The sequence below is a fragment of the Collimonas humicola genome, assembly GCF_018304945.1.
Lineage (GTDB): Bacteria > Pseudomonadota > Gammaproteobacteria > Burkholderiales > Burkholderiaceae_D > Collimonas > Collimonas humicola.
Map to the genome: position 1 here is coordinate 48,447 of NZ_JAGQEE010000012.1, position 25,592 is coordinate 74,038.

The 25,592-nt window shown below is 60.4% G+C and carries 28 protein-coding genes; 4 read left to right on the forward strand and 24 right to left on the reverse strand.

Annotated features, from left to right (window positions below):
* Positions 1-8 precede the first annotated feature (8 nt).
* From mraY to tyrS, 16 genes are all read right to left on the reverse strand, one after another.
* Positions 9-1,178: a phospho-N-acetylmuramoyl-pentapeptide-transferase gene (mraY, locus tag KHU30_RS24170; protein ID WP_038493304.1), complete on the reverse strand. Its 1,170-nt coding sequence runs from the start codon at positions 1,176-1,178 to the stop codon at positions 9-11.
* Between the two features lies 1 nt (position 1,179).
* A complete protein-coding gene (locus KHU30_RS24175) occupies positions 1,180-2,580 on the reverse strand; it encodes a UDP-N-acetylmuramoyl-tripeptide--D-alanyl-D-alanine ligase (RefSeq protein WP_211445152.1) in 1,401 nt (466 codons plus the stop codon).
* Positions 2,577-4,109, reverse strand: a complete 1,533-nt coding sequence (locus KHU30_RS24180; protein WP_211445153.1) for a UDP-N-acetylmuramoyl-L-alanyl-D-glutamate--2,6-diaminopimelate ligase — start codon at positions 4,107-4,109, stop codon at positions 2,577-2,579. Before KHU30_RS24180 ends, KHU30_RS24175 begins: the two co-directional genes overlap by 4 nt.
* A complete protein-coding gene (locus KHU30_RS24185) occupies positions 4,109-5,890 on the reverse strand; it encodes a peptidoglycan D,D-transpeptidase FtsI family protein (RefSeq protein ID WP_211445154.1) in 1,782 nt (593 codons plus the stop codon). The genes KHU30_RS24180 and KHU30_RS24185 overlap by 1 nt, the downstream gene beginning before the upstream one ends.
* On the reverse strand, positions 5,887-6,159 hold the full coding sequence (ftsL, locus tag KHU30_RS24190) for a cell division protein FtsL (RefSeq protein ID WP_211445155.1): 273 nt from the start codon (positions 6,157-6,159) through the stop codon (positions 5,887-5,889). The genes KHU30_RS24185 and ftsL overlap by 4 nt, the downstream gene beginning before the upstream one ends.
* Entirely contained in the window at positions 6,156-7,121 is a 966-nt protein-coding gene (rsmH, locus tag KHU30_RS24195) for a 16S rRNA (cytosine(1402)-N(4))-methyltransferase RsmH (RefSeq protein ID WP_211445156.1), read from the reverse strand. Before rsmH ends, ftsL begins: the two co-directional genes overlap by 4 nt.
* Positions 7,122-7,131: 10 nt before the next feature.
* Complete coding sequence (mraZ, locus tag KHU30_RS24200; RefSeq protein WP_211445157.1) at positions 7,132-7,560, reverse strand: division/cell wall cluster transcriptional repressor MraZ; 429 nt, start codon at positions 7,558-7,560, stop codon at positions 7,132-7,134.
* A gap of 472 nt (positions 7,561-8,032) precedes the next feature.
* Positions 8,033-8,575 (reverse strand): crossover junction endodeoxyribonuclease RuvC, encoded by a 543-nt coding sequence (ruvC, locus tag KHU30_RS24205; protein WP_061944505.1) that lies wholly within the window; start codon positions 8,573-8,575, stop codon positions 8,033-8,035.
* 50 nt (positions 8,576-8,625) lie between these two features.
* Positions 8,626-10,191 (reverse strand): bifunctional phosphoribosylaminoimidazolecarboxamide formyltransferase/IMP cyclohydrolase, encoded by a 1,566-nt coding sequence (gene purH / locus KHU30_RS24210; RefSeq protein WP_211445158.1) that lies wholly within the window; start codon positions 10,189-10,191, stop codon positions 8,626-8,628.
* Between the two features lie 189 nt (positions 10,192-10,380).
* Positions 10,381-10,614 carry a Fis family transcriptional regulator gene (locus tag KHU30_RS24215; RefSeq protein ID WP_014007929.1) on the reverse strand — a complete coding sequence of 78 codons (234 nt, stop codon included), beginning with the start codon at positions 10,612-10,614 and terminating at the stop codon, positions 10,381-10,383.
* 126 nt (positions 10,615-10,740) lie between these two features.
* A complete protein-coding gene (gene dusB, locus KHU30_RS24220) occupies positions 10,741-11,754 on the reverse strand; it encodes a tRNA dihydrouridine synthase DusB (protein WP_211445159.1) in 1,014 nt (337 codons plus the stop codon).
* A gap of 91 nt (positions 11,755-11,845) precedes the next feature.
* Positions 11,846-12,967 carry a GGDEF domain-containing protein gene (locus tag KHU30_RS24225; RefSeq protein WP_211445160.1) on the reverse strand — a complete coding sequence of 374 codons (1,122 nt, stop codon included), beginning with the start codon at positions 12,965-12,967 and terminating at the stop codon, positions 11,846-11,848.
* 177 nt (positions 12,968-13,144) lie between these two features.
* Positions 13,145-13,804: a histidine phosphatase family protein gene (locus KHU30_RS24230; RefSeq protein WP_211445161.1), complete on the reverse strand. Its 660-nt coding sequence runs from the start codon at positions 13,802-13,804 to the stop codon at positions 13,145-13,147.
* 25 nt (positions 13,805-13,829) lie between these two features.
* Positions 13,830-14,459, reverse strand: a complete 630-nt coding sequence (locus KHU30_RS24235; RefSeq protein WP_211445162.1) for a YbhB/YbcL family Raf kinase inhibitor-like protein — start codon at positions 14,457-14,459, stop codon at positions 13,830-13,832.
* A 51-nt stretch (positions 14,460-14,510) separates the two neighbouring features.
* Complete coding sequence (gene dtd / locus KHU30_RS24240) at positions 14,511-14,969, reverse strand: D-aminoacyl-tRNA deacylase (RefSeq protein WP_211445163.1); 459 nt, start codon at positions 14,967-14,969, stop codon at positions 14,511-14,513.
* Complete coding sequence (tyrS, locus tag KHU30_RS24245) at positions 14,966-16,237, reverse strand: tyrosine--tRNA ligase (protein ID WP_211445164.1); 1,272 nt, start codon at positions 16,235-16,237, stop codon at positions 14,966-14,968. The genes dtd and tyrS overlap by 4 nt, the downstream gene beginning before the upstream one ends.
* A 229-nt stretch (positions 16,238-16,466) precedes the next feature.
* Here tyrS and KHU30_RS24250 point away from each other — a divergent pair, with 229 nt between their 5' ends.
* On the forward strand, positions 16,467-17,873 hold the full coding sequence (locus KHU30_RS24250) for a M23 family metallopeptidase (protein WP_211445165.1): 1,407 nt from the start codon (positions 16,467-16,469) through the stop codon (positions 17,871-17,873).
* 80 nt (positions 17,874-17,953) lie between these two features.
* Positions 17,954-19,117, forward strand: a complete 1,164-nt coding sequence (locus tag KHU30_RS24255; protein WP_211445166.1) for an anhydro-N-acetylmuramic acid kinase — start codon at positions 17,954-17,956, stop codon at positions 19,115-19,117.
* A 107-nt stretch (positions 19,118-19,224) separates the two neighbouring features.
* On the opposite strand, the gene erpA is transcribed toward KHU30_RS24255, so the two are convergent.
* The 4 genes from erpA to argC form a co-directional block, all read right to left on the reverse strand.
* Positions 19,225-19,587, reverse strand: a complete 363-nt coding sequence (erpA, locus tag KHU30_RS24260; protein WP_014007938.1) for an iron-sulfur cluster insertion protein ErpA — start codon at positions 19,585-19,587, stop codon at positions 19,225-19,227.
* A gap of 90 nt (positions 19,588-19,677) precedes the next feature.
* The gene (locus tag KHU30_RS24265) at positions 19,678-20,073 is read right to left on the reverse strand and encodes a bactofilin family protein (RefSeq protein WP_061944545.1); all 396 of its coding nucleotides are present in this window, start codon (positions 20,071-20,073) and stop codon (positions 19,678-19,680) included.
* Between the two features lie 13 nt (positions 20,074-20,086).
* Positions 20,087-20,821 (reverse strand): DUF6776 family protein, encoded by a 735-nt coding sequence (locus KHU30_RS24270; RefSeq protein WP_230427563.1) that lies wholly within the window; start codon positions 20,819-20,821, stop codon positions 20,087-20,089.
* Positions 20,822-20,885: 64 nt separating this feature from the next.
* Positions 20,886-21,923, reverse strand: a complete 1,038-nt coding sequence (gene argC, locus KHU30_RS24275) for an N-acetyl-gamma-glutamyl-phosphate reductase (protein WP_211445167.1) — start codon at positions 21,921-21,923, stop codon at positions 20,886-20,888.
* Positions 21,924-21,947: 24 nt separating this feature from the next.
* Between argC and KHU30_RS24280 the strand changes: the two genes are divergently transcribed.
* A complete protein-coding gene (locus KHU30_RS24280; RefSeq protein WP_211445168.1) occupies positions 21,948-22,202 on the forward strand; it encodes a hypothetical protein in 255 nt (84 codons plus the stop codon).
* Here KHU30_RS24280 and rpsI read toward each other — a convergent pair.
* Both rpsI and rplM read right to left on the reverse strand, forming a co-directional pair.
* Positions 22,199-22,591 carry a 30S ribosomal protein S9 gene (gene rpsI, locus KHU30_RS24285; RefSeq protein WP_038493344.1) on the reverse strand — a complete coding sequence of 131 codons (393 nt, stop codon included), beginning with the start codon at positions 22,589-22,591 and terminating at the stop codon, positions 22,199-22,201. The two genes, KHU30_RS24280 and rpsI, sit on opposite strands and share 4 nt — an antisense overlap.
* A 9-nt stretch (positions 22,592-22,600) precedes the next feature.
* Positions 22,601-23,029: a 50S ribosomal protein L13 gene (rplM, locus tag KHU30_RS24290; RefSeq protein ID WP_211445169.1), complete on the reverse strand. Its 429-nt coding sequence runs from the start codon at positions 23,027-23,029 to the stop codon at positions 22,601-22,603.
* A 532-nt stretch (positions 23,030-23,561) separates the two neighbouring features.
* Between rplM and KHU30_RS24295 the strand changes: the two genes are divergently transcribed.
* On the forward strand, positions 23,562-24,008 hold the full coding sequence (locus KHU30_RS24295) for an OsmC family protein (protein WP_211445170.1): 447 nt from the start codon (positions 23,562-23,564) through the stop codon (positions 24,006-24,008).
* A gap of 31 nt (positions 24,009-24,039) precedes the next feature.
* On the opposite strand, the gene coq7 is transcribed toward KHU30_RS24295, so the two are convergent.
* Together coq7 and KHU30_RS24305 are read right to left on the reverse strand one after the other, a co-directional pair.
* Positions 24,040-24,666 carry a 2-polyprenyl-3-methyl-6-methoxy-1,4-benzoquinone monooxygenase gene (coq7, locus tag KHU30_RS24300; protein ID WP_211445171.1) on the reverse strand — a complete coding sequence of 209 codons (627 nt, stop codon included), beginning with the start codon at positions 24,664-24,666 and terminating at the stop codon, positions 24,040-24,042.
* Positions 24,667-24,727: 61 nt separating this feature from the next.
* Complete coding sequence (locus KHU30_RS24305) at positions 24,728-25,573, reverse strand: DUF3025 domain-containing protein (protein ID WP_211445172.1); 846 nt, start codon at positions 25,571-25,573, stop codon at positions 24,728-24,730.
* Between the last annotated feature and the right edge of the window lie 19 nt (positions 25,574-25,592).

The window sequence follows — 25,592 nt, forward strand, 5'->3', positions numbered from 1 at the left end:
ACTGCCCACTACCTTAACTTCAGAGTTGAAAGTCCAAACAACACCAGCATCATCGAGATGATCCAGAAACGCACCACAACCTGCGTTTCCTTCCAGCCTTTTTGTTCATAGTGATGGTGCAAAGGCGCCATCAGCAGCACCCGGCGGCCAACGCCGAAGCGCTTCTTGGTGTACTTGAAATAGATTACCTGCAACATCACCGACAAAGTTTCAACCACGAAAATACCGCCCATAATGAACAGCACGATTTCCTGGCGCACGATGACAGCCACCGTGCCAAGGGCGCCGCCCAGGGCCAGCGCGCCGACATCGCCCATGAACACCTGCGCCGGATAAGCGTTGTACCAGAGGAAGGCGAGTCCTGCGCCGGCCATGGCGCCGCAGAAGATCAGCAGTTCGCCGGCGCCCGGGATATGCGGGATCAGCAGGTATTTGGCGAAAGTGACGTTGCCGGTCAGGTAGGCGAACAATCCCAGCGCCGCGCCGACCATCACGGTCGGCATGATCGCCAGGCCGTCCAGGCCGTCGGTCAGGTTGACGGCGTTGCTGGTGCCGACGATGACGAAATAGGTCAAGGCCATGAAACCCCACACGCCCAGCGGATAGCTGACGGTCTTGAAGAACGGCACGATCAGATCGGCCTTGGGCGGCAGATCCAGGCTGAAACCCGACTCGACCCAGGCCACGAACAAATCCCACACCTGGGTATTGTTCGGCGCGGACACCGAGAACGCCAGGTAGATCGCGGCGACCACGCCGATCACCGATTGCCAGAAATATTTTTCGCGCGAACGCATGCCGTTCGGATCCTTGTAGACCACCTTGCGATAGTCGTCGACCCAGCCGATGGTGCCGAAACCGAGCGTCACGATCAGCACGATCCAGACGAAACGGTTGCCGAGATCGCTCCACAGCAAAGTCGAAATGCCGATCGCGATCAGGATCAGGACGCCGCCCATGGTTGGCGTGCCGGACTTGATGAGGTGCGTCTGCGGGCCGTCGGTACGCACCGCCTGGCCGACCTTGAGGCGCGCCAGCATGCGGATCACGCCCGGTCCGGCGATCAGGCCGATCATCAGCGCCGTCAGGGTCGCAAACACCGCGCGGAACGTGATGAAGTTGAAGACGCGCAGGAAACTGAAATCCTGCTGAAAATTTTGTGCCAGCCATAGCAGCATGTTAGTGAATCCCCTCGGATGTTGTGCCAACCAGGTGCTGGACGGCGCGCTCCATTTTCATGAAGCGCGAGCCTTTGACCAGCACGGTCGTATTAGGTGTCATGGTGGCATCGAGCGCGGCTAGCAACGCTGCGATGTCGGTAAAGTGGCAGGCTTGAGGGCCGAAGGCGATACTTGCCTCGGCCGCCATCTGGCCCAGCGTGAACAGCTGCGTAATGCCGCGCTGCTGCGCGTAAGCGCCGATTTCGTGGTGAAACTGGCGGCCGTCGTTGCCGACTTCGCCCATCTCGCCCAGCACCAGCAGACGCGGCGCGGCAGCCTGCGCCAGGACGTCGATCGCAGCCCGCACCGAATCCGGATTGGCGTTGTAGGTATCGTCGATCACCAGTGCACCGGTGCAGCTTGCGCGGGTTGCCAGCTTGCGCTGCAGGCGGCCGCTGACCGGCGCGAACGATTCCAGGCCGCGCTTGATGGCAGCGAGGTCTACGCCGATCGCCAGCGTGCAGGCGATCGCCGCCAGCGCATTGCGTACATTGTGCTCGCCGGCAGCCGCCAGCTGCACCAGGAACGAAGGCTGGCCGGGAACGCTCACCGTCAAGTCGCTGCCGAAGCCGTCGGCGCCATTGCTGTAGCTGCAATGGACGTCTGCCGCCGGCGTCAGGCCGAAAGTCAGACTGCCGCCCTTGCCTGCGCTGTAGCCGCGCCACAGGCCGGTATACGGATCATCCGCAGGGAAGACCGCAATGCCATCGGCTGCCAGGCCACGGATCACGCTGCCGTTTTCCTCGGCAACGACTTCGACGCTGGCCATGAACTCTTGATGTTCGCGCTGGGCATTGTTGACCAGCGCGACAGTGGGTTCGGCAAGTGCCGTCAGCACGGCGATTTCGCCGGGATGGTTCATGCCCAGCTCAATCACGGCAGCCTGATGTTCTGCCTGCAACCGCAGCAAGGTCAGCGGCACGCCGATCTCGTTATTGAAATTGCCGCGCGTCGCCAGCGACTTGTCGACGCCAAAAGCCGCGACCAGGATCGCGGCGATCATTTCCTTGACAGTGGTCTTGCCGTTGCTGCCGGTGACGGCGATCAGCGGCAGCCTGAATTGCTGGCGCCAGCGCTGCCCTATCGCGCCCAAGGCCAGGCGGGTATCGGCCACCACCAGCGCCGGCACCGCCAGCCCTGCGGGAGCTTGCTCGACCACTACCGCGGCGGCGCCCTGGGCGATGACCTGATCGAGGAAATCGTGGGCGTCAAAACGCTCGCCGCGCAAGGCGACGAACACAGAACCGGGGGTCACTGCGCGGCTGTCCGTAAACAAGCCGCTGATCACGGCCTGGCCGGCGGCGCCGGCGCTGGCAGGCAAGCCCAGCCACGACTGCAGTTGCGCCAATGTAGTATTCATAGGCTGCCGCCCTTCATCGTCGCCCGCGCAGCGAGCGCCAGGGCAGTATGGTCGGCGTCTAAAAACGGCAATTTCTTTCCTTTGATTTCCTGATATGTTTCATGTCCTTTTCCTGCCAGCAGCACGACGTCGGCCTTGGCCGCATGCCGTACTGCCCACAGGATCGCCGCAGCGCGGTCTTCCAGGGCTTGCGCTGCCTGCGGCGCCTTCATTCCGGCCAGGATCTGGCTGATGATGGCGGCCGGTTCTTCGCTGCGCGGATTGTCGCTGGTGACGATGACGTGATCCGCCAGTTCCGCCACTGCGCCCATCTGCGGCCGCTTGCCGGGATCGCGGTCGCCGCCGCAGCCGAATACGCACCACAATTCGCCATTGCGTTGCTGCGCAACCTGGCGCAGCGTACTCAAGGTCTTTTCCAGCGCGTCCGGCGTGTGGGCATAATCGATCACGATCAGCGGCGCATCCTGGCCGCCGAATTGCTGCATTCGACCCGGCACGGCGACCAACAGTTCAATCGCATCGAGCGCCGCCTTCCATTCAATGCCATGGGCCAGCAGCACGCCCAGGATACCCAGCGCATTGCTGACATTGAACTGGCCCACCAACTGCGTCTTCAACTGCCCGGAACCGAATGGCGATTCGACGTGGAAAACGGTGCCGCCGGCGCTGGTGCGGATCGCCGAGGCGCGCAGGACGGCAATATCTGCCGGCGCTGCCGGTTCGGCGCAGGTATAGCCGATCACGGGAATGGCCCGCTTCTTTTTCTGCAGATGGCTGACCAGGCGCAAGCCCATGTCGTCATCCAGATTGATCACCGCCTGCTGCAAGCCCGGCCAGTCGAACAATATGCGCTTGGCGGCTTCGTAGTGCTGCTCGTCGCCGTGGTAATCCAGGTGGTCGCGAGTGAAATTGGTGAATAGCGCGATGTCGACATGCATGCCGTTCAGGCGCCCTTGCTCGAGGCCGATCGAGGATGCTTCAATCGCCAGCGCCTTGACGCCTTGCTTGCGCATGGCGCTCAAGGTCTGCTGCAACAACAGCGCGTCCGGGGTGGTGTTGCCGGTTTCTTCAAATTCGCCGCGCAGGCCCTGCGCATAAACGCCCGTGCCGAGCGTACCGATCACACCGGTAGCCTGCCCCAGATGCGACAGCGCGTGTCCCAGCCACTGGCTGCAGGAAGTCTTGCCATTGGTGCCGGTGACGGCCACCACCAGCATGTCCTTGTCCGCCTGCTGATAGTAGGCGGCGGCGATCTGGCTGGACAGCTGCTTCAGCCCGCTTACCGCCAGATGTGCCGCCGTCCACGCCGTATCCCAGCTGAATTTCTCGCTCTCGTACAGTACCGCCGAAGCGCCGTTTTTCAGCGCCTGCACAATATAGGCGCGGCCGTCCGCGGCATCGCCCGGATAGGCGAAAAACACATCGCCGGCCTTGACCTTGCGCGAGTCCGACACCAGTTCGGCGCCGGCCGGCGCTACGCTGCCCAGCCACTGCTGGATGTCTTGCAGTCGTTTCGCTATGGAGGTCATCACAAGCCCTCCTGCGGACCGTCGGTCGGGATGATGATGTCAGTGACGCTGGAATCGGGCGGCACGTTCAGCGCGCGCAAGGCGTTCGCCGCCACCGTCGCAAACACCGGCGCGGCAACGTCGCCGCCGAAGTGCGAGCCGACCGCCGGTTCATCCACCATCACCGCAATAATCAGGCGCGGATCGGAAGCCGGCGCAAAGCCGACGAAATCGGCAATGTATTTTTTGACGTACTTGCCGCCTTCGATCTTGTAGGCGGTGCCGGTCTTGCCGCCGACGCGGTAGCCCGGCACTTGCGCTTTCGGCGCGGTGCCGCCAGGCGCGGTGACTCTTTCCAGCATCGCGCGCATGGTGAGCGCGGTCTTTTCAGAGACCACGCGCTGGCCGACCGGCGGCTCGGTCACCTTCTGGAACGACAGCGGGATCAGGTCGCCGTTGCGGGCAAATATGGTATAGGCGTGCGCCATCTGGATCAGCGATACGGAGATGCCGTGACCGTAGCTCATGGTGGCCTGTTCGATCGGACGCCATGACTTGAACGGCCGCACACGGCCGGCGACAGCGCCAGGGAAACCGAATTTCGGCTGCTGGCCCAGACCTACAGTAGTAAACATCTCCCACATCTCTTCGGCCGGCATTTGCAGCGCAATCTTGGCAGTGCCGATATTCGACGACTTCTGGATGATCTGCGCAACGCTCATGGTCTGCACCGGGTGCGGATGGGAATCGCCCACGGTTGCGGTGCCGATGGTCATCTTGTCCGGCACCTGGAAAGTCGTGGTGGCCTGCACCCGGTTGGTGTCCAGCGCCAGGGCGACCGTAAACGGCTTCAAGGTCGAGCCGGGCTCGAAGGTATCGGTCATCACGCGGTTGCGCAGCTGCGCGCCGGTCAGCACCGAGCGATCGTTAGGGTTATAGCTTGGCAGGTTGGCCAGCGCCAGCACTTCGCCGCTCTTGGCGTCGACCACCACGATGCCGCCCGCCTTGGCCTTGAACTTCTCGACCGCTTCCTTGAGCTGGGTGAAGGCAATGTACTGGATCTTGCTGTCGATCGACAGCACCAGGTCTTTGCCGTCATGCGGCTCCTTGACCGCCTCGATATCTTCGACGATGCGGCCGAGCCGGTCCTTGATCACGCGGCGGCTGCCGGTGGCGCCCGCCAGGTTTTTTTGCTGCGACAGTTCCATGCCGTCCTGGCCGGCATCTTCGACGTTGGTAAAGCCGACCACGTGCGCCGCAACCTCGCCCTCGGGATAGAAGCGCTTGTATTCCTTGCGGGTTTCTATGCCATCGATGCCGAGCTTGATGATCTGGTCAGAGATATCCTGTTCGACCTGACGCTTGAGGTAGACGAAATTGCGGTCGGAATCGAGCTTCTTGCTCAGCTCGGCGCTGCTCATGTCGAGCAGCTTGGCCAGGGCCTGCAATTTTTCCTTGGGCGCGTCCTTGACGTCGTCAGGAATCGCCCAGATCGCCTTGACCGGCACCGACGACGCCAGCACCTGGCCGTTGCGGTCGGTGATCTTGCCGCGCGTGGCCGGCAGCTCAAGCGTGCGGGCGTAGCGCGAGGCGCCCTGCTTTTGCAGGAAATCGGTGGAGATGCCTTGCAGCCACAGAGCCCGCACGATCAGCGCCAGGAAGGCCGCGAACATGGCGAACAGCACCACCCGCGAACGCCATACCGGCAGCTTGACCTTCAGCACCGGGCTGGCCGAAAACGGCACGCCTTTGCCTGCCGCGATACGGCCGGTATGCGAGCTGCGCGGGGGATTGCGCGTCATTTTTCCCCCACCGTCAGATATTGGGTACGGGCGGCGGTCAGCGGCACCATGTTGAGGTCGCGCGTGGCGGCGGCTTCAATCCTGGCGTTCTTGCCCAGGGTCGACTGGTCCAGCTGCAATTGCGCCCATTCGATATCCAGCTGGCGCGACTGGCTGGCGGCCCGCTCCAGCTCGATGAACAGCTGGCGCGCCTGGTACTGGGAATTGACCAGCGCCAGTGCGCACAGCACCAGCGCCAGCGCCAGGATGAAATTGAGGCGGCCGCTCATGCCTGCGCCTCGTTGGCGGTCAGACGCTCGCCGACGCGCATGATGGCGGAACGGGCGCGCGGATTTTCCGCTACTTCCGCATCCGATGGTTTGACGCGGGAGATCAGCTTCAACGCCGGCTGCGGCAGGTCGACCGCGCGGATCGGCAGGCGGCGGTCAGGCTGCGGCAACCGGGCTTTCGAGGCCAGGAACTGCTTGACGATCCGGTCTTCCAGCGAATGAAAGCTGATCACGACTAATCTCCCTTGCCGGCCCATCTGCCGAAATGCCTGGTCCAGTACTATCTCGAGTTCTTCAAGCTCTTGATTGATGAAAATCCGTATAGCCTGAAAGGTACGAGTGGCCGGGTCTTTGCCTTTCTCGCGGGTCTTGACGGCGTTTGCCACGATCTGGGCAAGCTGTCGTGTGCCAGTAATGGGCTTGATTGTCCGGCTAGCAACAATCGCCTTTGCAATCTGAACAGCAAACCGTTCTTCCCCATAATCACGTACCACCTTTCCGATTGTTTGTTCATCCGCGCTGGCCAGCCATTCTGCTGCCGATATGCCGCGCGTCGTATCCATCCGCATGTCGAGCGGGCCGTCGGCGCGGAAGCTGAACCCCCGGCTGGCGTCGTCCACCTGCGGCGATGAAATGCCCAGGTCCAGCAGCACGCCATCGACTTGTTGTATGCCTCTTTCCCGCAAGGCCTGCGCCATCGTCGCAAAACTATCGTGCACGATCTCGAAACGCGGATCGGCGATAGTGCTGGCGGTGGCGATGGCTTGCGGGTCCTTGTCGAACGCGATCAGACGGCCGCGCTCGCCCAGGCTCTGTAAAATCTTGCGGCTGTGGCCGCCGCGGCCGAAAGTGCCGTCGACGTAAATACCGTCGGCGCGCGCGCCCTCGATCGCCAGCGCACTGACAGCCTCATCCAATAACACGGTGCGGTGCTGGAACTCGGGCACCACTGGTTCACTCATGGCGGGCCTGTCAGAACGAAAAATTGCTTAACACTTCGGGCATGCCAGCCGCAACTGCTTGCGACTCGCTCTCAGCCAGCTTGGCTGCATCCCAAATCTCGAAATGGCTTCCCATGCCCAGCAGCATTACCTCGCGCGTCAGGCCGACCGCTGAACGCAGTTCCGGCGCCACCAGGATCCGCCCCGCGGAATCGAGTTCGACGTCAGAGGCATTGCCCAGGAAAATCCGCTGCCAGGCGCGCGCCGACATCGGCCAGGCGGCGATCTGCTCGCGGTGGCTCTCCCACACCGGACGCGGGAACAGCAACAGGCAGCCATGCGGGTGCTTGGTCAGCGTCAGCCGGCCCTCGCACTGAACGGTCAGCGCGTCACGATGCTTGGATGGCACTGCCATCCGTCCTTTCGCATCGAGATTTAATGCTGACGCACCCTGAAACACCGCACACGCTCCTGTCGATTTGCTGCTGAATCCTGAGAAAGTTTTCTTTGCAAGTCAGCAAAAATGCCCCACAAAAAAACACTTTTCCACACTTTCACCCACTTTAGAGGATGCACTATTCTAGGTCAAGCCATTTAGGAGGGAGAAATTGGAAAATATTCGAGTAAAGTCAATGACTTAGCGCCAATACCTGACAATGTGCAATGAATGTATTTACATTGAATTACTAAATAAATGAAGGACTTAGCGAGAGTTGTAAATGTCAGCTCTCAGCTATATACATGTGTTTGCGGCAAATTTGCCGAAACAAAGGTTCACAATTGGATGCCGCATGGGACATCCAAAATGCCACAAATCGCAGATAAAGAAAGGAGTAGGCAGCTTGATCACGCGGAATGAACCGCGAGGTCGAGTGGTTATGGGGAGATCCAGACATAACAATGGAAAACAATCGCGTACTTTTTAGCCCCGATCAGCCAACCAGCCGGCCGCCGCGCACGCGCAAACCTTTTTTGGCCAGGCCTGGCGCCAGCGCGCTCAGATGCGCCAGGGCATCGCCGCTGTGCGCATGGCAAATCGCCACCGCCAGCGCGTCGGCGGCATCGGTGCCGGGCAAGCCGGGCAGTTGCAGCAAGCGCTGCACCATGTCCTGCACCTGCTGTTTTTGCGCCTTGCCATGGCCGGCGACTGCCTGCTTGATCTGCAAGGCGGTGTATTCCGCCACCGGCAAGTCTGCGCTCACTAACGCACAGATGGCCGCGCCGCGCGCTTGCCCCAGCAGCAAGGTAGATTGTGGATTGACGTTGACGAAAACTTTTTCGATGGCCGAGCAATCCGGCGCATAGGTGCGTATCACCTCCGACACGCTGGCAAGGATCACCTTCAAGCGTTGCGGTAGATCGGCGTCCGGCGTCTTGATGGTGCCCGAGCCGATATAGCTGAGCTTGTTGCCCTGCTTGTCGATGATGCCAAAACCGGTGGTCCGCAGACCCGGGTCGATACCGAGGATTTTCATATTCTGGAACGGGCTTTGCCGCGAGCGGCGGCAAAGCCTCGCTCAGCTACTTAGTGACGGAAATGGCGGGTGCCGGTCAGCAGCATGACTACGCCATGCTCGTCGGCGGCATCGATCACTTCCTGGTCGCGCATCGAACCGCCCGGTTGCACCACGCAGGTGGCGCCGGCGTCGACCACGACGTCTAAGCCGTCGCGGAACGGGAAGAAGGCGTCCGACGCCACGGCCGAACCGACCAGCGACAAACCGGCGTTCTGCGCCTTGATGGAAGCGATGCGGGCGGAGTCAACGCGGCTCATCTGGCCGGCGCCGACACCCAGGGTCATGCCATTGCCGCAAAACACGATGGCATTCGACTTGACGAACTTGGCGACGCGCCAGGCAAACATCAGGTCCTGCAGCTGCTGCTGGGTCGGCTGCTTCTTGCTGACGACTTTCAGTTCGCTCAAAGCGACATTGCGGGCATCCGGCGACTGCACCAGCAAACCGCCGCCGACGCGCTTGAAGTCATGCAGGTTGATCGCATGCGCCAGCGGGATTTCCAGCAGGCGCACGTTCTGCTTGGCGGCAAAGATCTGCTTGGCTTGCTCGGTGAAGGATGGCGCAATGATCACTTCGACGAACTGCTTGGCGACCGCTTCGGCGGCATTGCCGTCGAGCTCCTGGTTGAAGGCGATGATGCCGCCAAACGCCGAGGTCGGATCGGTTTGCAGCGCCTTGCTGTAGGCTTCCAGCGGATTGCCGCCGATGGCGACGCCGCAGGGATTGGCGTGCTTGATGATGACGCAGGCGGTGTCATTGAAGGTCTTGACGCATTCCCAGGCGGCATCAGCATCGGCGATGTTGTTGTAGGACAGCTCCTTGCCCTGCAACTGCTTGTAGTTGGCCAGCGCGCCTTCGACATGCCGGGTGTCGCGGTAGAACGCCGCCGACTGGTGCGGGTTTTCGCCGTAGCGCATTTCCTGCACTTTTTCAAAATGCAGGTTCAAGGTCGCAGGATAGGCGCTGCGCGTGGTGTGCTGCTTGTCTTCGCCCAGCGAGGTAAAGTAATTGGTGATCGCGCCGTCGTATTGCGCAGTGTGGGCGAAGACCTTCTTGGCCAGCGCAAACTTGGTGCCGTAGCCGACTTCGCCCTGGTTGGCTTTCAGTTCGCTCAGTACGGCAGCATAGTCGCTAGGATCACACAGGACGATCACGTCCTTATGGTTCTTGGCCGAAGAGCGCAGCATGGCGGGGCCGCCGATGTCGATATTCTCGATCGCATCTTCCAGCGAGCACTGTTCCTTGGCGATGGTCTGCTGGAACGGATACAGGTTGACCACCACCATGTCGATCACCGGAATCTGATGCTGCGCCAGCGCCGCCACATGCTCTGGGAAATCGCGCCGCGCCAGGATGCCGCCGTGCACTTTCGGGTGCAGGGTCTTGACGCGGCCGTCGAGCATTTCCGGAAAGCCGGTATAGTCCGCCACTTCCGTGACCTTGATGCCGTTGTCGGCCAGCAGCTTGGCGGTGCCGCCGGTCGAGAGAATATTCACGCCCAGCGCCGACAACTCTTTTGCGAAATCGAGTATCCCGGTTTTATCGGATACGGAAATGAGGGCTTGTTTGATCATAGTGAAAACTCAGGAAGGTGATGAATGACGAAAAGGCGGACTGCGGATAAGCTCTACTGGAAAACCGCTTCAGGGCTGCCCCCCCGATGGCGGGATTGGCAGCCTGGCGTTGCTAAAACCTGCTTGACCGGGCGTGACCGGCGCAACTGGCATCGGGCAACGCAAAACTACAAATTACAAAATTACAAATTACAAAAGGCCGTGCTGCTGCAATTTCTTGCGCAGGGTGTTGCGATTGATGCCCAACATCTCGGCGGCATGCGACTGGTTGCCTTCGGCGCGCGCGATCACGGCTTCCAATACCGGTTTTTCAACCGTGGAAATCACCATGTCGTAGACATTCGACGGCGGCTGTTCGCCCAAATCCTTGAAATATTTTTCAAGGCTTTGCTTTACCACGTCTTGGATACTTTCTTTACTCATTCTTTTTTACTATTCTTTTTTTTAAGATCCGGGCCGGATCTCCTGCAGCGCCACGCTTTTGCCACACTCTTGCCGCGGCCAGCTTGCCGGAAAATCCCGCCCAGTCCTGTTTCTTGTTGATCTGATTCAGGCCGCCATCTGCTCGGCCACCCCGTATTGTAACCGCTCCCCAAACGCAAACTGCGATTCGAAGAAGCTATTTACTGCAGCCAGCTGCTGGCCGCAATCTTCCAGCAGGTTCATGCGTTGCCGGAATGCCTCGCCGCCCGGCAAATCGCGCACATACCAGCCAATGTGCTTGCGGGCAGTGCGCACGCCCAGGTAATCCCCATAGAAGCCGTAATGCGCGCGCAGATGCTCATCCATCAGTTGTTGCACTTCCGCCACCAGCGGCGCCGGCAAATATTCGCCGGTGCGCAGGTAGTGCGCGATTTCGCGGAAAATCCAGGGCCGCCCCTGCGCCGCGCGGCCGACCATGATGGCGTCGGCCTTGGTGTATTCCAGCACCTGGCGCGCCTTTTCCGGCGTCGTGATGTCGCCGTTGGCGACTACCGGGATGGACACCGCGGCCTTGACGGCTGCAATCGTCTGGTATTCGGCGTCGCCGCTGTAGCCGTCGGCGCGCGTGCGCCCATGCAAAGTCAGCATGGCGATGCCGCTGGCTTCGGCCAGGCGCGCGATATTCAAGGCGTTCTTGTTGAGGCGATCCCAGCCGGTGCGAAATTTCAGCGTCACCGGGACATCCACCGCACCGACTACCGCTTCCAGGATCCGCGCCACCAGTTGCTCGTCCTGCAACAATGCCGAACCGCACCAGCTGTTGCAGACTTTCTTGACCGGGCAGCCCATGTTGATATCGATGATTTGCGCACCGTGGTCAACATTGTATTTTGCACATTCCGCCAGCATCTGCGAATCGGCGCCAGCGATCTGCACCGCCCGCGGCTCCATCTCGCCATCGTGGTTGATGCGGCGCGACGTCTTTTCGGTCTGCCACAGGCGCGGATTGGAGGCGGCCATTTCCGACACCGCATAGCCGGCGCCCAGCTCTTTGCAGAGCTGTCGGAACGGCCTGTCCGTGACACCGGCCATCGGTGCCACAAAGACATTGTTGCGCAGGAAATAAGGGCCGATATTCATGGCGGTATCGAAAGCTCGAGATGAGTTGCAGCGGGAAAGGCGTCATTTTATCGCGATTGCCGCCGCACGCGGGTTATTCTCGGTGTGTACTTTAGAGCTCGTCTTCGGCTACCGTACTGGAGCTGTGCAGATGCTGGGTAGCGTAATGGATCAGTTCGTCGAGCCCGCGGCCATCGGCGCCATAGGTAGCCACCCCCACCGAGAGCGCCAGCCGGATCGACCAGTTTTCGATATTCACCGGATGATGCTTGAAATGGCCGAGGAAGGCTGCGGCCAGGTTTTCCGCATCCACCGTGTCGGTCGCCGGCAACACATACAGGAATTCAGTGGCATTCCAGCGGCCGCCGCTGTCGCTCTTGCGCAGCTGTCCGCCGGTATCCTTGGCAAACGCCGCCAGGATATTGTCGGCCACGGCCCAGCCGTAGAGATCGTTGATCTTGTGAAACTCGTCCAGCTGACAATAAAGGATCGACAGCGGCGATTCGTCGGTCGCGGTGGCGGCCACCGCTTCTTCGTAGACATGGACAATGCGGCGCCGCGTCAGCAAGCCCGTCAGCGAATCGAGCTGGGCTTGCCGCGTCAGCAGATGCGACAGGTTGGACTGCTTCCAGATCACCTCGCAGACATGGCCGAAAGCCTGGAACGAAGCGTACCCGGTGTCGGCGAAATAATCATGCCGGTCGGCATAAAACACCATCATGCCGTGCATGCGGGCTTTTTCCGAGCGCAGCGGTATCGCCAGCGCCGCCGTGGCGGAGCATTTTTCCGGATGGGCTTGCCAAGGCGCAAACAATGACTGGAAGTCGCTGTCGTGGCCGGCTTCCCAGTCTGCTTCCTGGGCAAACGGCGCAACGTAATCAAAACAGTCCTTGGACAGCTGCCAATGATCCGATTCGCTCAGGGCCTTACCGACGATCGCAGTCGGCTTGATCGCCGCCTCCGAGTCATCCTGGCAAAAGCCGACCCACACCAGCCGGATATGCTGACTGGCCGGCAAGATCATCTGGCACAGGCGCTTGACGCTTTCGCGGCCGCTATAGGCTTGCGGCAGGGTCTGCAGCAGCTGGTGCAAGACGCCGACCAGCGCCAGCTGCTCTTCATTCAGTGCAGGGGCTGCAGGCTCCGCGGCAGCCTTTTTCCCTGTGGCCGATTCCACGAATTGCTCGGGGTCAGCAGTACGCTGCGCCCAAGAGGGGAAGAGATTAAGTTTCATGCTGGCGGCCCCACTATTGTTTTAGTTCTTATCGGCAAGATTAGCACAAGCTCGCTGCCTTTATCGCAACTGTTTTGGCTGCAGCTTATACAGATTTATAGCAGTTTTACGATATTAATCTACAGCAACAAAATGCGCGCTGGCGAGGATTTTTCGTGTACTTGCCCGTCTACGAGGTCAGCGATCGATTTCGTCCAGCGCCAGCTCGTCCAGATGGACCACTTCGGCCCAGCCATCCACGCGCAAGGGCTGCGCCCAATCCGGATTCCAGCTCAGGCGATTGATGCTGGCGTTGAAAATATCGCAGCTGCGCGGCTGCTCCAGCGGCAATTGATTGGCGAAACGGTAAATGCAGTCGAGCACGCCGCCATGGGCGACTATCGCAATCCGCGCCAGCGCGCCGGCGCGCAGCACAGCGAGCAAGGCGCTCACCGTCCGCTCGTAAAATTCGCGCATGGTTTCCGCCGCATGCACGCCGGCCGGATAACGATAGTCGACTGCGCGCTCCATCAGGGCCGCGTAGGCCTCAGGAAAGCGCTGCGCCGCTTCCGGATAGCGCAGGCCTTCCAGCGCACCGTAGCAGCGCTCGCGCAAACCGGCGTCGAGTCGCAAGGATAGGTTGCGGGCAGCTGTCAGCGGCGCCGCGGTTTGCCGGGCGCGCTGCAGATCGCTGCTGAAGACCGCGTCGAGGGCGATGCCGTCCAGGCTGCGGGCCAGCGCCAGCGCCTGGCGTTCGCCGACCTGGTTAAGCGGAATGTCGAGATGGCCCTGCAGGCGGCGCTCCAGGTTCCAGTCCGTTTCGCCGTGGCGTATCAATAAGATTTCAGTAGTTGCCATAAATTTTCTGCAGGTACGGGTATAGCTATAAAGCCGGATTCAAGGTGTACAGGCCGACCATGGCTTCTTCCGCCAGGATGTGGCCGTGCATGGCCGCCAGCACTTGCGCGCCGGTGAATTTGCCGGTCACTGCCAGGCGCGGAATGCTGAGGGCGTACAAGGTGAAGATATATCGGTGGACGATTTCATCATTCCACGGCGGGCAAGGGCCGTCATAGCCGAAGTAGTCGCCGCTCATCGCCGCATCGCCGGCAAACCAGCCGGTATAGTCATTCAAGCCGTGGCGCAGGCCCGGGTTGCTGTCGATTTCCGGACCGGGCTTGCCGCACGGCGTGACGCCGTTGCTGAATGCGGCGGCGGCAATCGATGTGGTGGCCGGCGGCAGGTCCAGCAGCAGCCAGTGGAAAAAGTCGACGCGCGGCAAATCCGCCGCGACCGTCTTGCCTTCCTGGTTGACGTCGTCGCCGCGCGAAGGCACGTCCGGATCGTGACAGATCAGCGCCAGCGATTGCGTGGCGGCCGGCAACTGGCTCCATGCAAAGTGAGGATTGCGGTTGGCCGACAAGCTGATATGGGTTTCCGGATGGCTCACGGCGAAAGCGAATTCGCCAGGAATATAGGCGCCGTCCTTAAAAGAATTGCTCCAGAGTTTCATGGCAAGCTCCCGTGGATAATTTCAATTCCGCCAGACTACAGCAAAAACACCTTACGCTTTGGCCAGCGGCGGTTTTACCTGCAGCCAGAAAGTCACCGGGCCGTCATTGGTCAGCGACACTTTCATGTCGGCGCCGAAGCGGCCGGTTTGCACTTGTGCGTGGCTGCTGCCGGCCTGCTTCACAAAATAATCGAACAGGCGGCGGCCGTCTTCCGGCGCCGCTGCCGGCGTGAAGGAAGGCCGGGTGCCGGACTGCGTATCGGCCGCCAGCGTGAACTGCGGCACCAGCAGCAAGCCGCCGCCGATATCGCTGACGCTGCGGTTCATCTTGCCAGCATCGTCGCTGAACACGCGATAAGCAAGCAGCTTGGCGAGCAAGGCATCGGCCTGCTTTTCGCTGTCGCCGCGCTCGGCGCACAGCAGCACCATCAGGCCGGCTTCGATAGCGCCGACAGTGGCGCCGTCCACTACCACGCTGGCGTGGCTGACCCGTTGCAACAGGGCGATCATGCGGTCAGGGTAACGCGGGCGAACTTGCGCTTGCCGACCTGTATCACGAAGGTCGCGGCATCGACCTTCAAACCCTTGTCGCTGATCACCGCGCCGTCGATCCGCACCCCGCCCTGCTCCACCATGCGTAACGCTTCCGAGGTCGACGGACAGAGATTGGCTTGCTTAAGCAACTGGCCGATGCCAAGCGGCGCGCCGCTCAAGGTCAGTTCAGCAATGTCGTCCGGAATGCCGCCCTTGGCGCGATTGTTGAAATCGCTCAGGGCATCTTCCGCCGCCTGCTGGCTATGGAAGCGCGCCACGATTTCCTGCGCCAGCGCGACCTTGATGTCGCGCGGATTCTGGCCGCCCTCGACCTGCGTCTTGTAAGCGGCGATCTGCGCCAGCGACTTGAACGACAGCAGTTCGTAGTAGCGCCACATCATGACGTCGGAAATGCTCATGACCTTGGCGAACATGGTGTTGGCCGGCTCGGTGATGCCGATGTAATTGCCCTTGGACTTGGACATCTTCTCGACGCCGTCCAGGCCTTCCAGCAGCGGCATGGTCAAGATGCATTGCGGTTCCTGGCCATAATCCTTTTGCAGCTCGCGCCCCACCAGCAGATTGAATTTCTGGTCGGTGCCGCCCAGTTCCAGGTCGGACTCCAGCGCCACCGAATCGTAGCCCTGCATCAGCGGGTACAGCAGTTCGTGCACCGAAATCGGCGTGCCGGCCTTGAAGCGCTTGGTGAAATCTTCCCGCTCCAGGATGCGAGCCACCGTGTATTTGGCCGACAGCTGGATCATGCCGCGCGCGCCGAGCTTGTCCGACCATTCCGAGTTGTAGCGGATTTCGGTGCGCGCCGGGTCCAGCACCAGGCTGGCCTGGGCGAAATAGGTCTTGGCGTTTTCTTCGATCTGCTCGCGCGTCAGCGGCGGCCGCGTGACGTTGCGGCCGGACGGATCGCCGATCATCGAGGTAAAGTCGCCGATCAGGAAAATCACGTTGTGGCCGAGATCCTGCAGCTGGCGCATCTTGTTCAGCACCACGGTATGGCCGAGATGCAGGTCGGGTGCGGTCGGGTCCAGGCCCAGCTTGATGCGCAGCGGCTTGCCGCTTTGTTCGGAGCGCTGCAGCTTGCGCGCAAAATCGCTCTCGATCAGCAGTTCGTCGACGCCGCGCTTGGTGATCGCCAGCGCTTCCAGGGTCCGGTCCGACAGCACCAGAGGGGTGTTTTCAGCAGCAGCGCCTGCTTGCGGTGATGCGTTTTGAGAATCGTGAGCCATAGGAAATAAAAATCCAGCGAAAATGAAATCTAAAAATCTAAAAAACAGCGCTTGTGCTGCAAGGGCAGGAAATACAAGGACTACATAGGGTTACGATAATTCAGGATAGTCCTACGGTTTGCCTGGATGGGCTAAGGTATAATCCCTGATCCTTTTAATCCCGCCGCAAGTCGTTCAATCAAACAACAACACAAGAATCGGTAGCAAACGGCAAATTTTAACGTATTGCATGTCTCTCAAAGATAAAATCATCAACTTGCGGTCCAGTATCAAGCCGTTTTTCCAGCAGATACCCGCCCTGTTTACTGATTCCTCACGTAAAACCCGTATTGTCTCCGCTTCCGCCGTGCTGCTGACCCTGGTTGCCTTTGGCGCGGCCGGTGTTGCACCGTTGCCAACGGATCCTGACGATGTCCCTGTACGAGCGATTTCCGCGGAACTGGAATTGCCTAGCCTGGGTGAGCAGATTGCCAAGCTTGAAGCTCAGCAACAGTTGTATGTTGCCGAAGACAAGATGCGTGCCGGCGATACCCTGGCGGCCTTGCTGACGCGGCTGGGCGTGGATGACGACGAGGCAGCCGGTTTCATCAAGTCCGACAGCAGCGCGCGCGCTATGCTGCGCCTGAAACCGGGCACCGCGGTGCAGGCGCAGACCAGCAATGACGGCCAATTGCAGATGTTGCGCGCCACCATCACCGACGGTCGCGACAATTCACCCAAGAACCTGCTGGTCCGGCGCGATGGCGACAAATTCAGCGTTGCCGAAGAAACACCGACTGTCGAACGCCGCATCGAAATGCATACCGGCGTGATCCGCTCCTCGCTGTTCGCCGCCACCGATGCGGCCGATATTCCGGACAGCGTGGCGTCGCAGATTGTCGCCATGTTCGGCACCAACATCAATTTTGCCTCCGACCTGAAACGCGGCGACCATTTTAATGTTGCTTACGAAACATTCTGGCAAGACGGCCAGTTCCTGCGCGCCGGCCGCATCCTCGCTGGCGAATTCGTCAACGGCGGCAAGCCGTTCCAGGCAGTCTGGTTCGACGATCCGGACAGCAGCGGCCAGGGCGGCTACTACGGTTTCGACGGCAAGTCGCTGAAAAAGGCGTTCCTGAAATCACCGCTGACCTTCACCCGCATTTCTTCCGGCTTCTCGATGCGCGTCCACCCCATCCTCGGCAAGTGGAAGAAGCACACCGGCGTCGACTTCGCCGCGGCAACGGGTACGCCCATCCATGCAACAGCCGATGGCGTGATTGACTTCGCCGGCGTCGAAAGCGGCTACGGCAACGTCGTCATCATCAAGCACGACAGCAAGTATTCAACCGTGTACGCGCACATGAGCCGCTTCGCGCCGGCCTCGCGTAAAGGCGGCAAAGTCAGCCAGGGCGATGTCATCGGCTATGTCGGCATGACCGGCTGGGCCACCGGCCCGCATCTGCACTACGAATTCCGCGTCGCCAACGAGCCCCGCGATCCGCTCTCGGTGGTGGTGCCTACCGCCAGCCCGCTGGCCGGCGCCGAGCTGCAACGTTTCAAGACGGTGGCGGCGGATATCACCCATCGCTTCAACCTGCTGAGCGGCAGTGAAGCAAAGCCGGCGACGGCTGTCGCCAAGCTGGCCGCAAAGTAAATTTCTGCCCGAAGGCAGGATAAACATAGAACCGTTGCCGGAGCGCTAGTAAAATCAAGCGATCTGACAACGGTTTTATTATGCCCACTCCACATTCCCCCAGCGATTTGTATATCGGCCTGATGTCCGGCACCAGCCTGGATGGCGTCGACGGCGTCATTGCCGCCTTTGCCGCCGCGCCGGCACAACAGGCTGTCGCCACCGTCGCCTCGGCTTACGTCCCCTTTTCCGCCGGCCTGCGCGCCGAACTGATGGCCCTGCAAAGCGCAGGCCATGACGAGATCGAACGCGAGGCGCTGGTGGCCAATACCCTGGCCGCGCACTACGCCGCCTGCGTCGAGCGCCTGCTGGCGGAGGCCGGCGTGCAGCCAACCCAGATCCGCGCGATCGGCGTCCACGGGCAGACCATCCGCCATCGTCCCGAGCTTGGCTTTACGCGCCAGGCCAACAACCCCTCGCTGCTGGCGGAGCTCACCGGCATCGACGTCATCGCCGACTTCCGCAGCCGCGACGTCGCCGCCGGCGGCCAGGGCGCGCCTCTGGTGCCGGCTTTTCACCAGGCGGTGTTCGCCGATCCGGCGCAAACCCGGGTGGTGGTGAATATCGGCGGCATCGGCAACATCAGCGTCCTGCATGGCGCTGCAGCGGAGAACGGGAACCGCGACGTCATCGGTTTCGACACCGGACCGGGCAATGTCCTGATGGACTTGTGGATCAAACGTCATCACGACAAGGATTACGATGAAGGCGGCAAGTGGGCCGCCAGCGGCCAGCCCTCGGCGGCGTTGCTGGCGCAGATGCGCAAGGAAGAGTACTTTGCCGCCGCGCCGCCCAAGAGCACCGGCCGCGACCTGTTCCATGCGGCCTGGCTGGACAAGCAATTGGGGCATGCGGCGCAATTGAAGCTGAGCCCGGCCGATGTCCAGGCTACATTGGCTGTACTGACCGCCAGCACCATCGCCGATGCGATTGCGCACCATGCGCCGGCGACAGAAACGGCGTATGTCTGCGGCGGCGGCGCCTATAACCCTTATCTGATGGCGCAGCTGGCGCAGGCGCTGCAAAGCCACGGCCTGAAGGCCAACGTGCAATCGACCGCGGCGCTGGGGATCGCCCCCAACCATGTCGAGGCGATAGCGTTCGCCTGGCTGGCGCTGCGCTTCGACCAGCGCCTGCCCGGCAATCTGCCATTGGTGACTGGAGCGCGCGGCTCACGCATCCTGGGAGCGCTCTATCCGGCCTGACAGGCGCGGCGCCGCATACAAAAGAAAAGACGCTCGGGAATGGCTTCCCCAGCGTCTTTTTTTACTGCTGCGTCCTGCTCAGGCCGGTTCGAATCCGGCCGGATGCATCAGGCCGAGAACGAAGAACCGCAACCGCAAGTGGTGGTTGCATTCGGATTCTTGATCACGAATTGCGCGCCTTCCAGGTCATCCTTGTAATCGATTTCGGCGCCGACCAGATACTGGTAGCTCATCGAGTCGATCAGCAGCTGCACGCCGTTCTTGCTCATGGTGGTGTCGTCTTCATTGACGATTTCGTCAAAAGTGAAGCCGTACTGGAAGCCGGAACAACCGCCACCCTGCACGAATACGCGCAGCTTGAGGTCGGGATTGCCTTCTTCTTCGATCAGTTGCGCAACTTTGGCGGCGGCGCTATCGGTAAACACGATAGGGGATGCGACTACATCTTGGATTTCAGCGACAGCATTCATTTTTTGCTCCTGCGGGGGAATACATACAATACTGCATTATAGGCGCTTGCCCGGATTCATGCAGGCAAAGCCCGAAACCGCTTGCGGTTGTCAGGCAGATTGCGTCATGGCAAGTTTCAACACCGGCTCGATCACGTTCTGTTCATGGGTCAGCTTGCCGCTTACCAGGGCGCCGCTATGCATCTCCAGCGCCTTGTAATTGACATCACCGGTTATGCGGGCTTTCGGCTGCAATTCAAGCAGTTCCGACGAGAAAACGTTGCCGCTGATCTCGCCGTTGACCACCAGGTGCGCAACCCGCACTTCGCCTTCCACCTTGGCGCTCTCGGAAATCACCAGCACGCTGGCTTGGCCGATTTCGGCCACCACGTTGCCCTTGACGTGGCCGTCGATACGCAGACCACCCTTGAAATGGACATCGCCCTGGATGCTGGTCGACGAACCGATCAGGCTGTCGATGGTGCTCTTTGCTTTGCGGTTGAACATGATGTTTCCTTTTTTACAAATTAGTGGTTTGCTGCGCCCGCACCTGGCCTCTGTCCATGACCTTGGCTTGAATCGCCTTGACCACAGCGCCTTCCGGCAAAGTCAGTTCGGCCTCGACCCGCTGGTAATACTTGAAATCCAACTTGTAGGCAGCCTTGTCGGCCGCCATGGCGCCGGCGCTCGGAAAAGTCAGCACCGTGCTTTTTCCCGCTACCGTCGCCGTCACCAGCAATTGCACTTCGCCGGTGAAATTAGGCGCTTTGCCGCCCTGCATGATCAGCATCCGGTAACGCAGCTGCGTCGGCGTCTTCATTTCCGCGGTCAGGCGCTGAATGGTAATGCCCTGGCTGCCGGTCGCATTCGGCAGCAAACCTTCAAAGAACGCCAAATCCTCTTTCAACTTGGCGTTTTCGGCTTCCAACACCTTGATCTGCTGGCCCAGTTGTTCTTGCGCCGCCTTCTCGATATTCATCCGGCTTTCGGCTGCGTTGACGGTGGTCGAAAAGCGGTCGCGCTCCGCCGTCAGGCTGCTCACCTTTTCGTTCAGGTCAGCCAGCTGCTGCTTGCTGACGCCCGGACTGTGGCCGGTGAAATCGCGGCCCAGATCGTACATCCACATGGCAATGGCGCCGCCGAAACCGAGCACCACAATCAGGAAAAGCGCCTTCAGCGGCCATGGAAAATGGCTTTTCACGGTCATTTTCGGCGCCGAAATCGACATGCGCCGGACCCACAGCTTGTACTTCATCGCGGCTGATTCCGTCGCACACGCGCAGTCGCCGGCGTGGCGGCCAGCCCCGATAGCGCTAGCATCATGGCATGACCGGCACGTGCATCAGACCAGTCGTTTCTTCCAGGCCGAACATCAAGTTCATGCATTGCACCGCCTGGCCGGCCGAACCCTTGACCAGGTTGTCCTGCACTACCAGCACCACCAGGGTATCGCCGTCATCCGGCCGATGCAGGGCGATGCGCAGCATGTTCGAGCCGCGGGTGGACCGGGTTTCCGGATGCGCGCCGAACGGCATTACGTCGACAAACGGTTCGTTCTTGTAAGCTTCCTCGAACAGCGCTTGCAGCGCTGCATTGTCGAGCTCCCTGGTCAGGCGCGCGTAAATGGTGGAATGCATGCCGCGTATCATCGGCACCAGATGCGGCGTAAACAGCAAGCCGACCTTCTGCTCGGAGAGCTTGCTCAGCTGCTCCAGAGTTTCCGGCGAATGGCGATGGCCGGAGACGCCGTAAGCCTTGAAATTGTCGCTGGCTTCTGAGAACAGCATGGCGACTTCAGCCTTGCGGCCGGCGCCGGAAACGCCCGATTTGCAATCGGCGATCAGATGTCCGGCATCCACTACCCCAGCCTTCAGCAACGGCGCCAGGCCGAGCTGCATGGTGGTGGGATAACAGCCTGGATTGCCGATGATGCGCGCATCCTTGATGGCGGCGCGATTCAGTTCGGGCAAGCCGTACACTGCTTCTTCCAGCAATTCGGGGCAGCTGTGCGGCATCTTGTACCATTTTTCGAACACCGCGGTGTCCTGCAGGCGGAAATCGGCAGCCAGGTCGATCACCTTGACGCCGGCGGCCAGCAATTCCGGCGTCTGCGCCATGGCGACGCCATGCGGGGTGGCGAAAAATACGACATCGCATTCGCTCAGGTTGGCTTTTTCAGGCGCCGAGAATGCCAGCGCAACGCGGCCGCGCAGGGACGGGTACATATCCGCAACCGGCATGCCGTCTTCCTTGCGCGAAGTCACTGCCTGCAACTGCACCTGCGGATGGGTTGCCAGCAAACGCAGCAACTCGACCCCGGTATATCCCGTACCACCCACAATCCCGACTTTGATCATTTCTTTTCCTTGCTTGGAAGCGTTGTGCGCTTTGTCTTCCTGAACCTGATAACCGGCCATCCACCGCTGCCGCTTTTTGCAGTAGCACAGTATAGGGCCGACTATTTTATCAGCCAATTGTTTGAGCTTGTTAACATTCACTACGGCAATAATTTGCCGTTATTAGCATGGCAATGCCAACAACCAATGTTACGCCCGTGGAATTCTGCTGCAGCAAATGACAAAAAGCCGCCAGGCGCGAACCTGGCGGCTTTTCGATATTCTGAAAGCGTAGATTAGCGCTTGGAGAATTGTTTTGCGCGACGTGCCTTGCGCAGACCAACTTTTTTACGTTCAACTTCACGTGCATCACGTGTAACGAAGCCGGCTTTGGACAGCTCCGATTTCAACGTTGCATCGTAGTCGATCAGTGCACGAGTGATACCGTGGCGAACTGCGCCAGCCTGGCCGGACTCGCCGCCGCCGCTGACGTTGACCTTGATGTCGAAAGTTTCGACATGGTTGGTCAGTTCCAGCGGTTGACGAATCACCATCAGGCCGGTTTCGCGCGAAAAATATTCATTCGCTGGCTTGCCGTTGACGATGATCTGGCCCGAGCCGGACTTGATGAAAACGCGAGCCACTGCACTCTTGCGACGGCCGGTTCCGTAGTTGTAGTTACCGATCATGTCAGTTCCTTAGATTTCGAGTGCTTTAGGTTGCTGCGCAGTGTGCGGATGGGTGCCATCTGCGTACACTTTGAGCTTCTTGATCATGGCGTAGCCAAGCGGACCCTTAGGCAGCATGCCCTTGACCGCTTTTTCCAGCGCACGACCTGGAAAACGCTGTTGCATTTTCAGGAAATTTGTTTCGTAGATGCCGCCTGGGTAACCGGAGTGACGGAAATATGTCTTGTCGGTTGCCTTGGCGCCAGTGACGCGCAGTTTGCCTGCATTGATGACGACGATGAAATCGCCGGTATCAACGTGTGGAGTAAATTCCGGTTTGTGTTTGCCGCGCAGTCGGAGTGCCACTTCGCTGGCAACACGTCCGAGGACTTTGTCCGTCGCGTCAATCACGAACCAATCACGCTGGACTTCATGGCCCTTAGCGGAAAAAGTTTTCATGTTGACTTCCTAACTAGTTTAATTCGCTCAAATGGTGGTTCCATCGCTACCGGAGACCAAGCTGTTAACCTTGATCCTCGTCCCGCATCAGCGACAGACTCTTCCTTGTTATCTTTTCCTGAGCAAACGGAAAAGCCGTAAATTATAGCCTTTTCAAGGACTTGGCGTCAAACCGATTGAAAATAATCGGCATTTGGGCTAGGAATTGTTGTAAATACGCTTGGAAAGCCGGTGGCAAATTCCTGATTGAGGGCGGTCCCGGACAAAAGAAAACCCGATCTGCACTTGGGCGTCGGGTTTAAATCCACTCCTGTGGAGGGGTGGAGGAGACATGGGTTGATTGCCAGAAGCCAACTCCGGCCATCGATAACCCATCTTAGCAAACGGAATTGTGCATCGCAAGGTAGAAAATTAGGGAGTTTTACCAAAAATCCCAGCTTGAATTTTCCGAATGACAACAAAGCCGGCCTGAACGGCAGCCGCCAAGAGCAGTTAGAATATCGCGACCACCACCAACAGCCCGCGAGACCCTATGGAATGCACAGTACGCTGGACCGGCTTGTCCGGCATGACTTTTTTAGCTGAAACCGGCTCCGGCCACATCTTGACGATGGACGGCGCGCCCGACGGCGGCGGTCGCGATCTGGCGCCGCGGCCGATGGAAGTCGTGCTGGCAGGCACCGGCGGCTGCACCGCCTACGATGTGGTGCTGATCTTGCGTAAAAGCCATCAGGATGTGCGCGGCTGCGATGTCACGCTGAAATCGGAACGGGCAGAGAAAGAACCCAAGGTCTTCACCAAGATCCATTTCCACTTCACTGTACGCGGCCGCAACCTGAAGCCCAACCTGGTAGAGCGCGCGATCAAGCTGTCCCACGAGAAATACTGCTCGGCCTCGATCATGCTGGAAAAGACCGCCGAAATGACGCATTCCTTCGAAATCATCGACGACCTGGCGGAAACCCCGGCCGGCGCATAAATCCGCGGCGCCGCTGCCTCGGCGCATTGCCTCAAATGTAGTAGGCGACTGTCGTCATCACTTTCGACATCGCCTGCATCGCCTTCTGCGCCGGCAAAGGCATCGCCACCCCTCCCAGAGCACGCGCCGCCTCGCCGTGGGCGATTTCGTCGTCGCGCATCTGCTCGACGATGGCGCGCGATTTGGCGTCTTGCAGCGGCAGCTTTTCCAGATGGCTGTTGAGATGCTTTTCCACTTGGCGCTCGGTTTCCGAAACAAAGCTCAGGCTGCGCGTATCGCCCAGCCGCGCCGCCAGCGTTCCCAACGCGTAGGAACCGGCGTACCACAAAGGGTTCAGGAAGCTGACATGCGAACCCAGCTGACGCAAGCGTTCCGCAGTCCAGGCCAGATGGTCTTCCTCTTCCCTGCCCGCCTCGGCAAACTGCTGCTTGATCGGTGCGCCCTGGGCGAAGCGGCCCTGGGCGTCGTACAGCGCCTGGGCGCAGACTTCGCCGACATGATTGACGCGCATCAGGCCGGCGCTATGGCGCTGCTCGGCCGCGTCCAGCACGCCGTCCGGCGCCTGCAAAGCCGGACTCGGGCGTGAAGCTGAAGCTTGCCCGGTGATGACGCGCAGGGCGTTGTCGAAGTCGGTGATGGCTTTGTCTAGGAATGGCATGCTGGCGCGATCTGTAAAAGTAGATAATCGGGGTAGATGGGCGAATTTTATCAGGCCGGCACTATTTGGCCCGCTTCGGACGGAACACGGCCGCGTCGGCATAGAAATCAGCGTCCTGGCCTTGGCGCCAGCCCGGTACGCCCAGCACCGGCAGCGGCGTCAGGCGTCCGACCAGCGAGCCCCGCAGCGCCAGGTCGGCGGCGATGTGGCCATCGATCCAGCCGCGCCTGGCATCCTCGCCGAGCGCGAAATAGGATTCAGGCGCGCTCACTACCAGGGTATGGGCGGTAATCGCCTTGTAAGGACGCACCAGCTTTTCCAGCAAGGCATGGCCGAACAGCCAGACCTCGGCGTCGCTGCCGAACAATTGCCGTTGCGCGACAAAGGCGTCGCTCCACTGATGGTTGCGCAACGCTGCAATCAGCGCTTGTCCCGCAAGGTTGTCGCGCACCAGCAGCAGGGCCGCGTTTTCATCGAAAATGGTGGCGGCGTCGCGCGCGGCGCCGCGCGGCTTGCTGCTGCCTGACAGCGTGCCGGCCTTGACCAGTTCGGCCGCCTGCAGCGCGTTCAGGCGCGCCTTGATGGCCGGAAAGGACAGCCAGATCAGCGCATTCAGGAAATCGTGGAGATTGTCGCGGGTCGGCACTTTGCCGCTGCTGCCGATGAAGGCTTCGTAGGCCGTGGCGGCAGGCAGTTCGGCCTGCGCCACAAAACGCAGCGGCAAACCCAGGTAGTTGCGGATATTGCGCTCCTGCGCGACCGCGTTCAAGGCCTGGCGCCAGTCGGCCGCCTCGCAGAGGCGCCGGCCGAGCTGCTGCAACGGTTGCAGCCAGGGTTGCGACCAGTCTATCGCTGTGAGAAACGATGCGGCGGGGTCGGGGAGCGGCGGGGTGTCGGGACTAGGCATTTGCCGCGCATTTTACATC

Excerpts from the sequence above, each read along its gene's own strand:
- KHU30_RS24270 (WP_230427563.1), bottom strand. The coding sequence starts at position 20,821 with ATGAAGTACAAGCTGTGGGTCCGGCGCATGTCGATTTCGGCGCCGAAA.
- purH (WP_211445158.1), bottom strand. The coding sequence starts at position 10,191 with ATGATCAAACAAGCCCTCATTTCCGTATCCGATAAAACCGGGATACTC.
- rsmH (WP_211445156.1), bottom strand. The coding sequence starts at position 7,121 with ATGAGTGAACCAGTGGTGCCCGAGTTCCAGCACCGCACCGTGTTATTG.
- argC (WP_211445167.1), bottom strand. The coding sequence starts at position 21,923 with ATGATCAAAGTCGGGATTGTGGGTGGTACGGGATATACCGGGGTCGAG.
- KHU30_RS24295 (WP_211445170.1), top strand. The coding sequence starts at position 23,562 with ATGGAATGCACAGTACGCTGGACCGGCTTGTCCGGCATGACTTTTTTA.
- coq7 (WP_211445171.1), bottom strand. The coding sequence starts at position 24,666 with ATGCCATTCCTAGACAAAGCCATCACCGACTTCGACAACGCCCTGCGC.
- ftsL (WP_211445155.1), bottom strand. The coding sequence starts at position 6,159 with ATGAGCGGCCGCCTCAATTTCATCCTGGCGCTGGCGCTGGTGCTGTGC.
- KHU30_RS24250 (WP_211445165.1), top strand. The coding sequence starts at position 16,467 with ATGTCTCTCAAAGATAAAATCATCAACTTGCGGTCCAGTATCAAGCCG.
- rplM (WP_211445169.1), bottom strand. The coding sequence starts at position 23,029 with ATGAAAACTTTTTCCGCTAAGGGCCATGAAGTCCAGCGTGATTGGTTC.
- KHU30_RS24180 (WP_211445153.1), bottom strand. The coding sequence starts at position 4,109 with ATGACCTCCATAGCGAAACGACTGCAAGACATCCAGCAGTGGCTGGGC.
- KHU30_RS24185 (WP_211445154.1), bottom strand. The coding sequence starts at position 5,890 with ATGACGCGCAATCCCCCGCGCAGCTCGCATACCGGCCGTATCGCGGCA.
- KHU30_RS24255 (WP_211445166.1), top strand. The coding sequence starts at position 17,954 with ATGCCCACTCCACATTCCCCCAGCGATTTGTATATCGGCCTGATGTCC.
- KHU30_RS24175 (WP_211445152.1), bottom strand. The coding sequence starts at position 2,580 with ATGAATACTACATTGGCGCAACTGCAGTCGTGGCTGGGCTTGCCTGCC.
- erpA (WP_014007938.1), bottom strand. The coding sequence starts at position 19,587 with ATGAATGCTGTCGCTGAAATCCAAGATGTAGTCGCATCCCCTATCGTG.
- tyrS (WP_211445164.1), bottom strand. The coding sequence starts at position 16,237 with ATGGCTCACGATTCTCAAAACGCATCACCGCAAGCAGGCGCTGCTGCT.
- KHU30_RS24215 (WP_014007929.1), bottom strand. The coding sequence starts at position 10,614 with ATGAGTAAAGAAAGTATCCAAGACGTGGTAAAGCAAAGCCTTGAAAAA.
- dusB (WP_211445159.1), bottom strand. The coding sequence starts at position 11,754 with ATGAATATCGGCCCTTATTTCCTGCGCAACAATGTCTTTGTGGCACCG.
- KHU30_RS24235 (WP_211445162.1), bottom strand. The coding sequence starts at position 14,459 with ATGAAACTCTGGAGCAATTCTTTTAAGGACGGCGCCTATATTCCTGGC.
- dtd (WP_211445163.1), bottom strand. The coding sequence starts at position 14,969 with ATGATCGCCCTGTTGCAACGGGTCAGCCACGCCAGCGTGGTAGTGGAC.
- KHU30_RS24230 (WP_211445161.1), bottom strand. The coding sequence starts at position 13,804 with ATGGCAACTACTGAAATCTTATTGATACGCCACGGCGAAACGGACTGG.
- KHU30_RS24265 (WP_061944545.1), bottom strand. The coding sequence starts at position 20,073 with ATGTTCAACCGCAAAGCAAAGAGCACCATCGACAGCCTGATCGGTTCG.
- KHU30_RS24225 (WP_211445160.1), bottom strand. The coding sequence starts at position 12,967 with ATGAAACTTAATCTCTTCCCCTCTTGGGCGCAGCGTACTGCTGACCCC.
- rpsI (WP_038493344.1), bottom strand. The coding sequence starts at position 22,591 with ATGATCGGTAACTACAACTACGGAACCGGCCGTCGCAAGAGTGCAGTG.
- ruvC (WP_061944505.1), bottom strand. The coding sequence starts at position 8,575 with ATGAAAATCCTCGGTATCGACCCGGGTCTGCGGACCACCGGTTTTGGC.
- KHU30_RS24305 (WP_211445172.1), bottom strand. The coding sequence starts at position 25,573 with ATGCCTAGTCCCGACACCCCGCCGCTCCCCGACCCCGCCGCATCGTTT.
- mraY (WP_038493304.1), bottom strand. The coding sequence starts at position 1,178 with ATGCTGCTATGGCTGGCACAAAATTTTCAGCAGGATTTCAGTTTCCTG.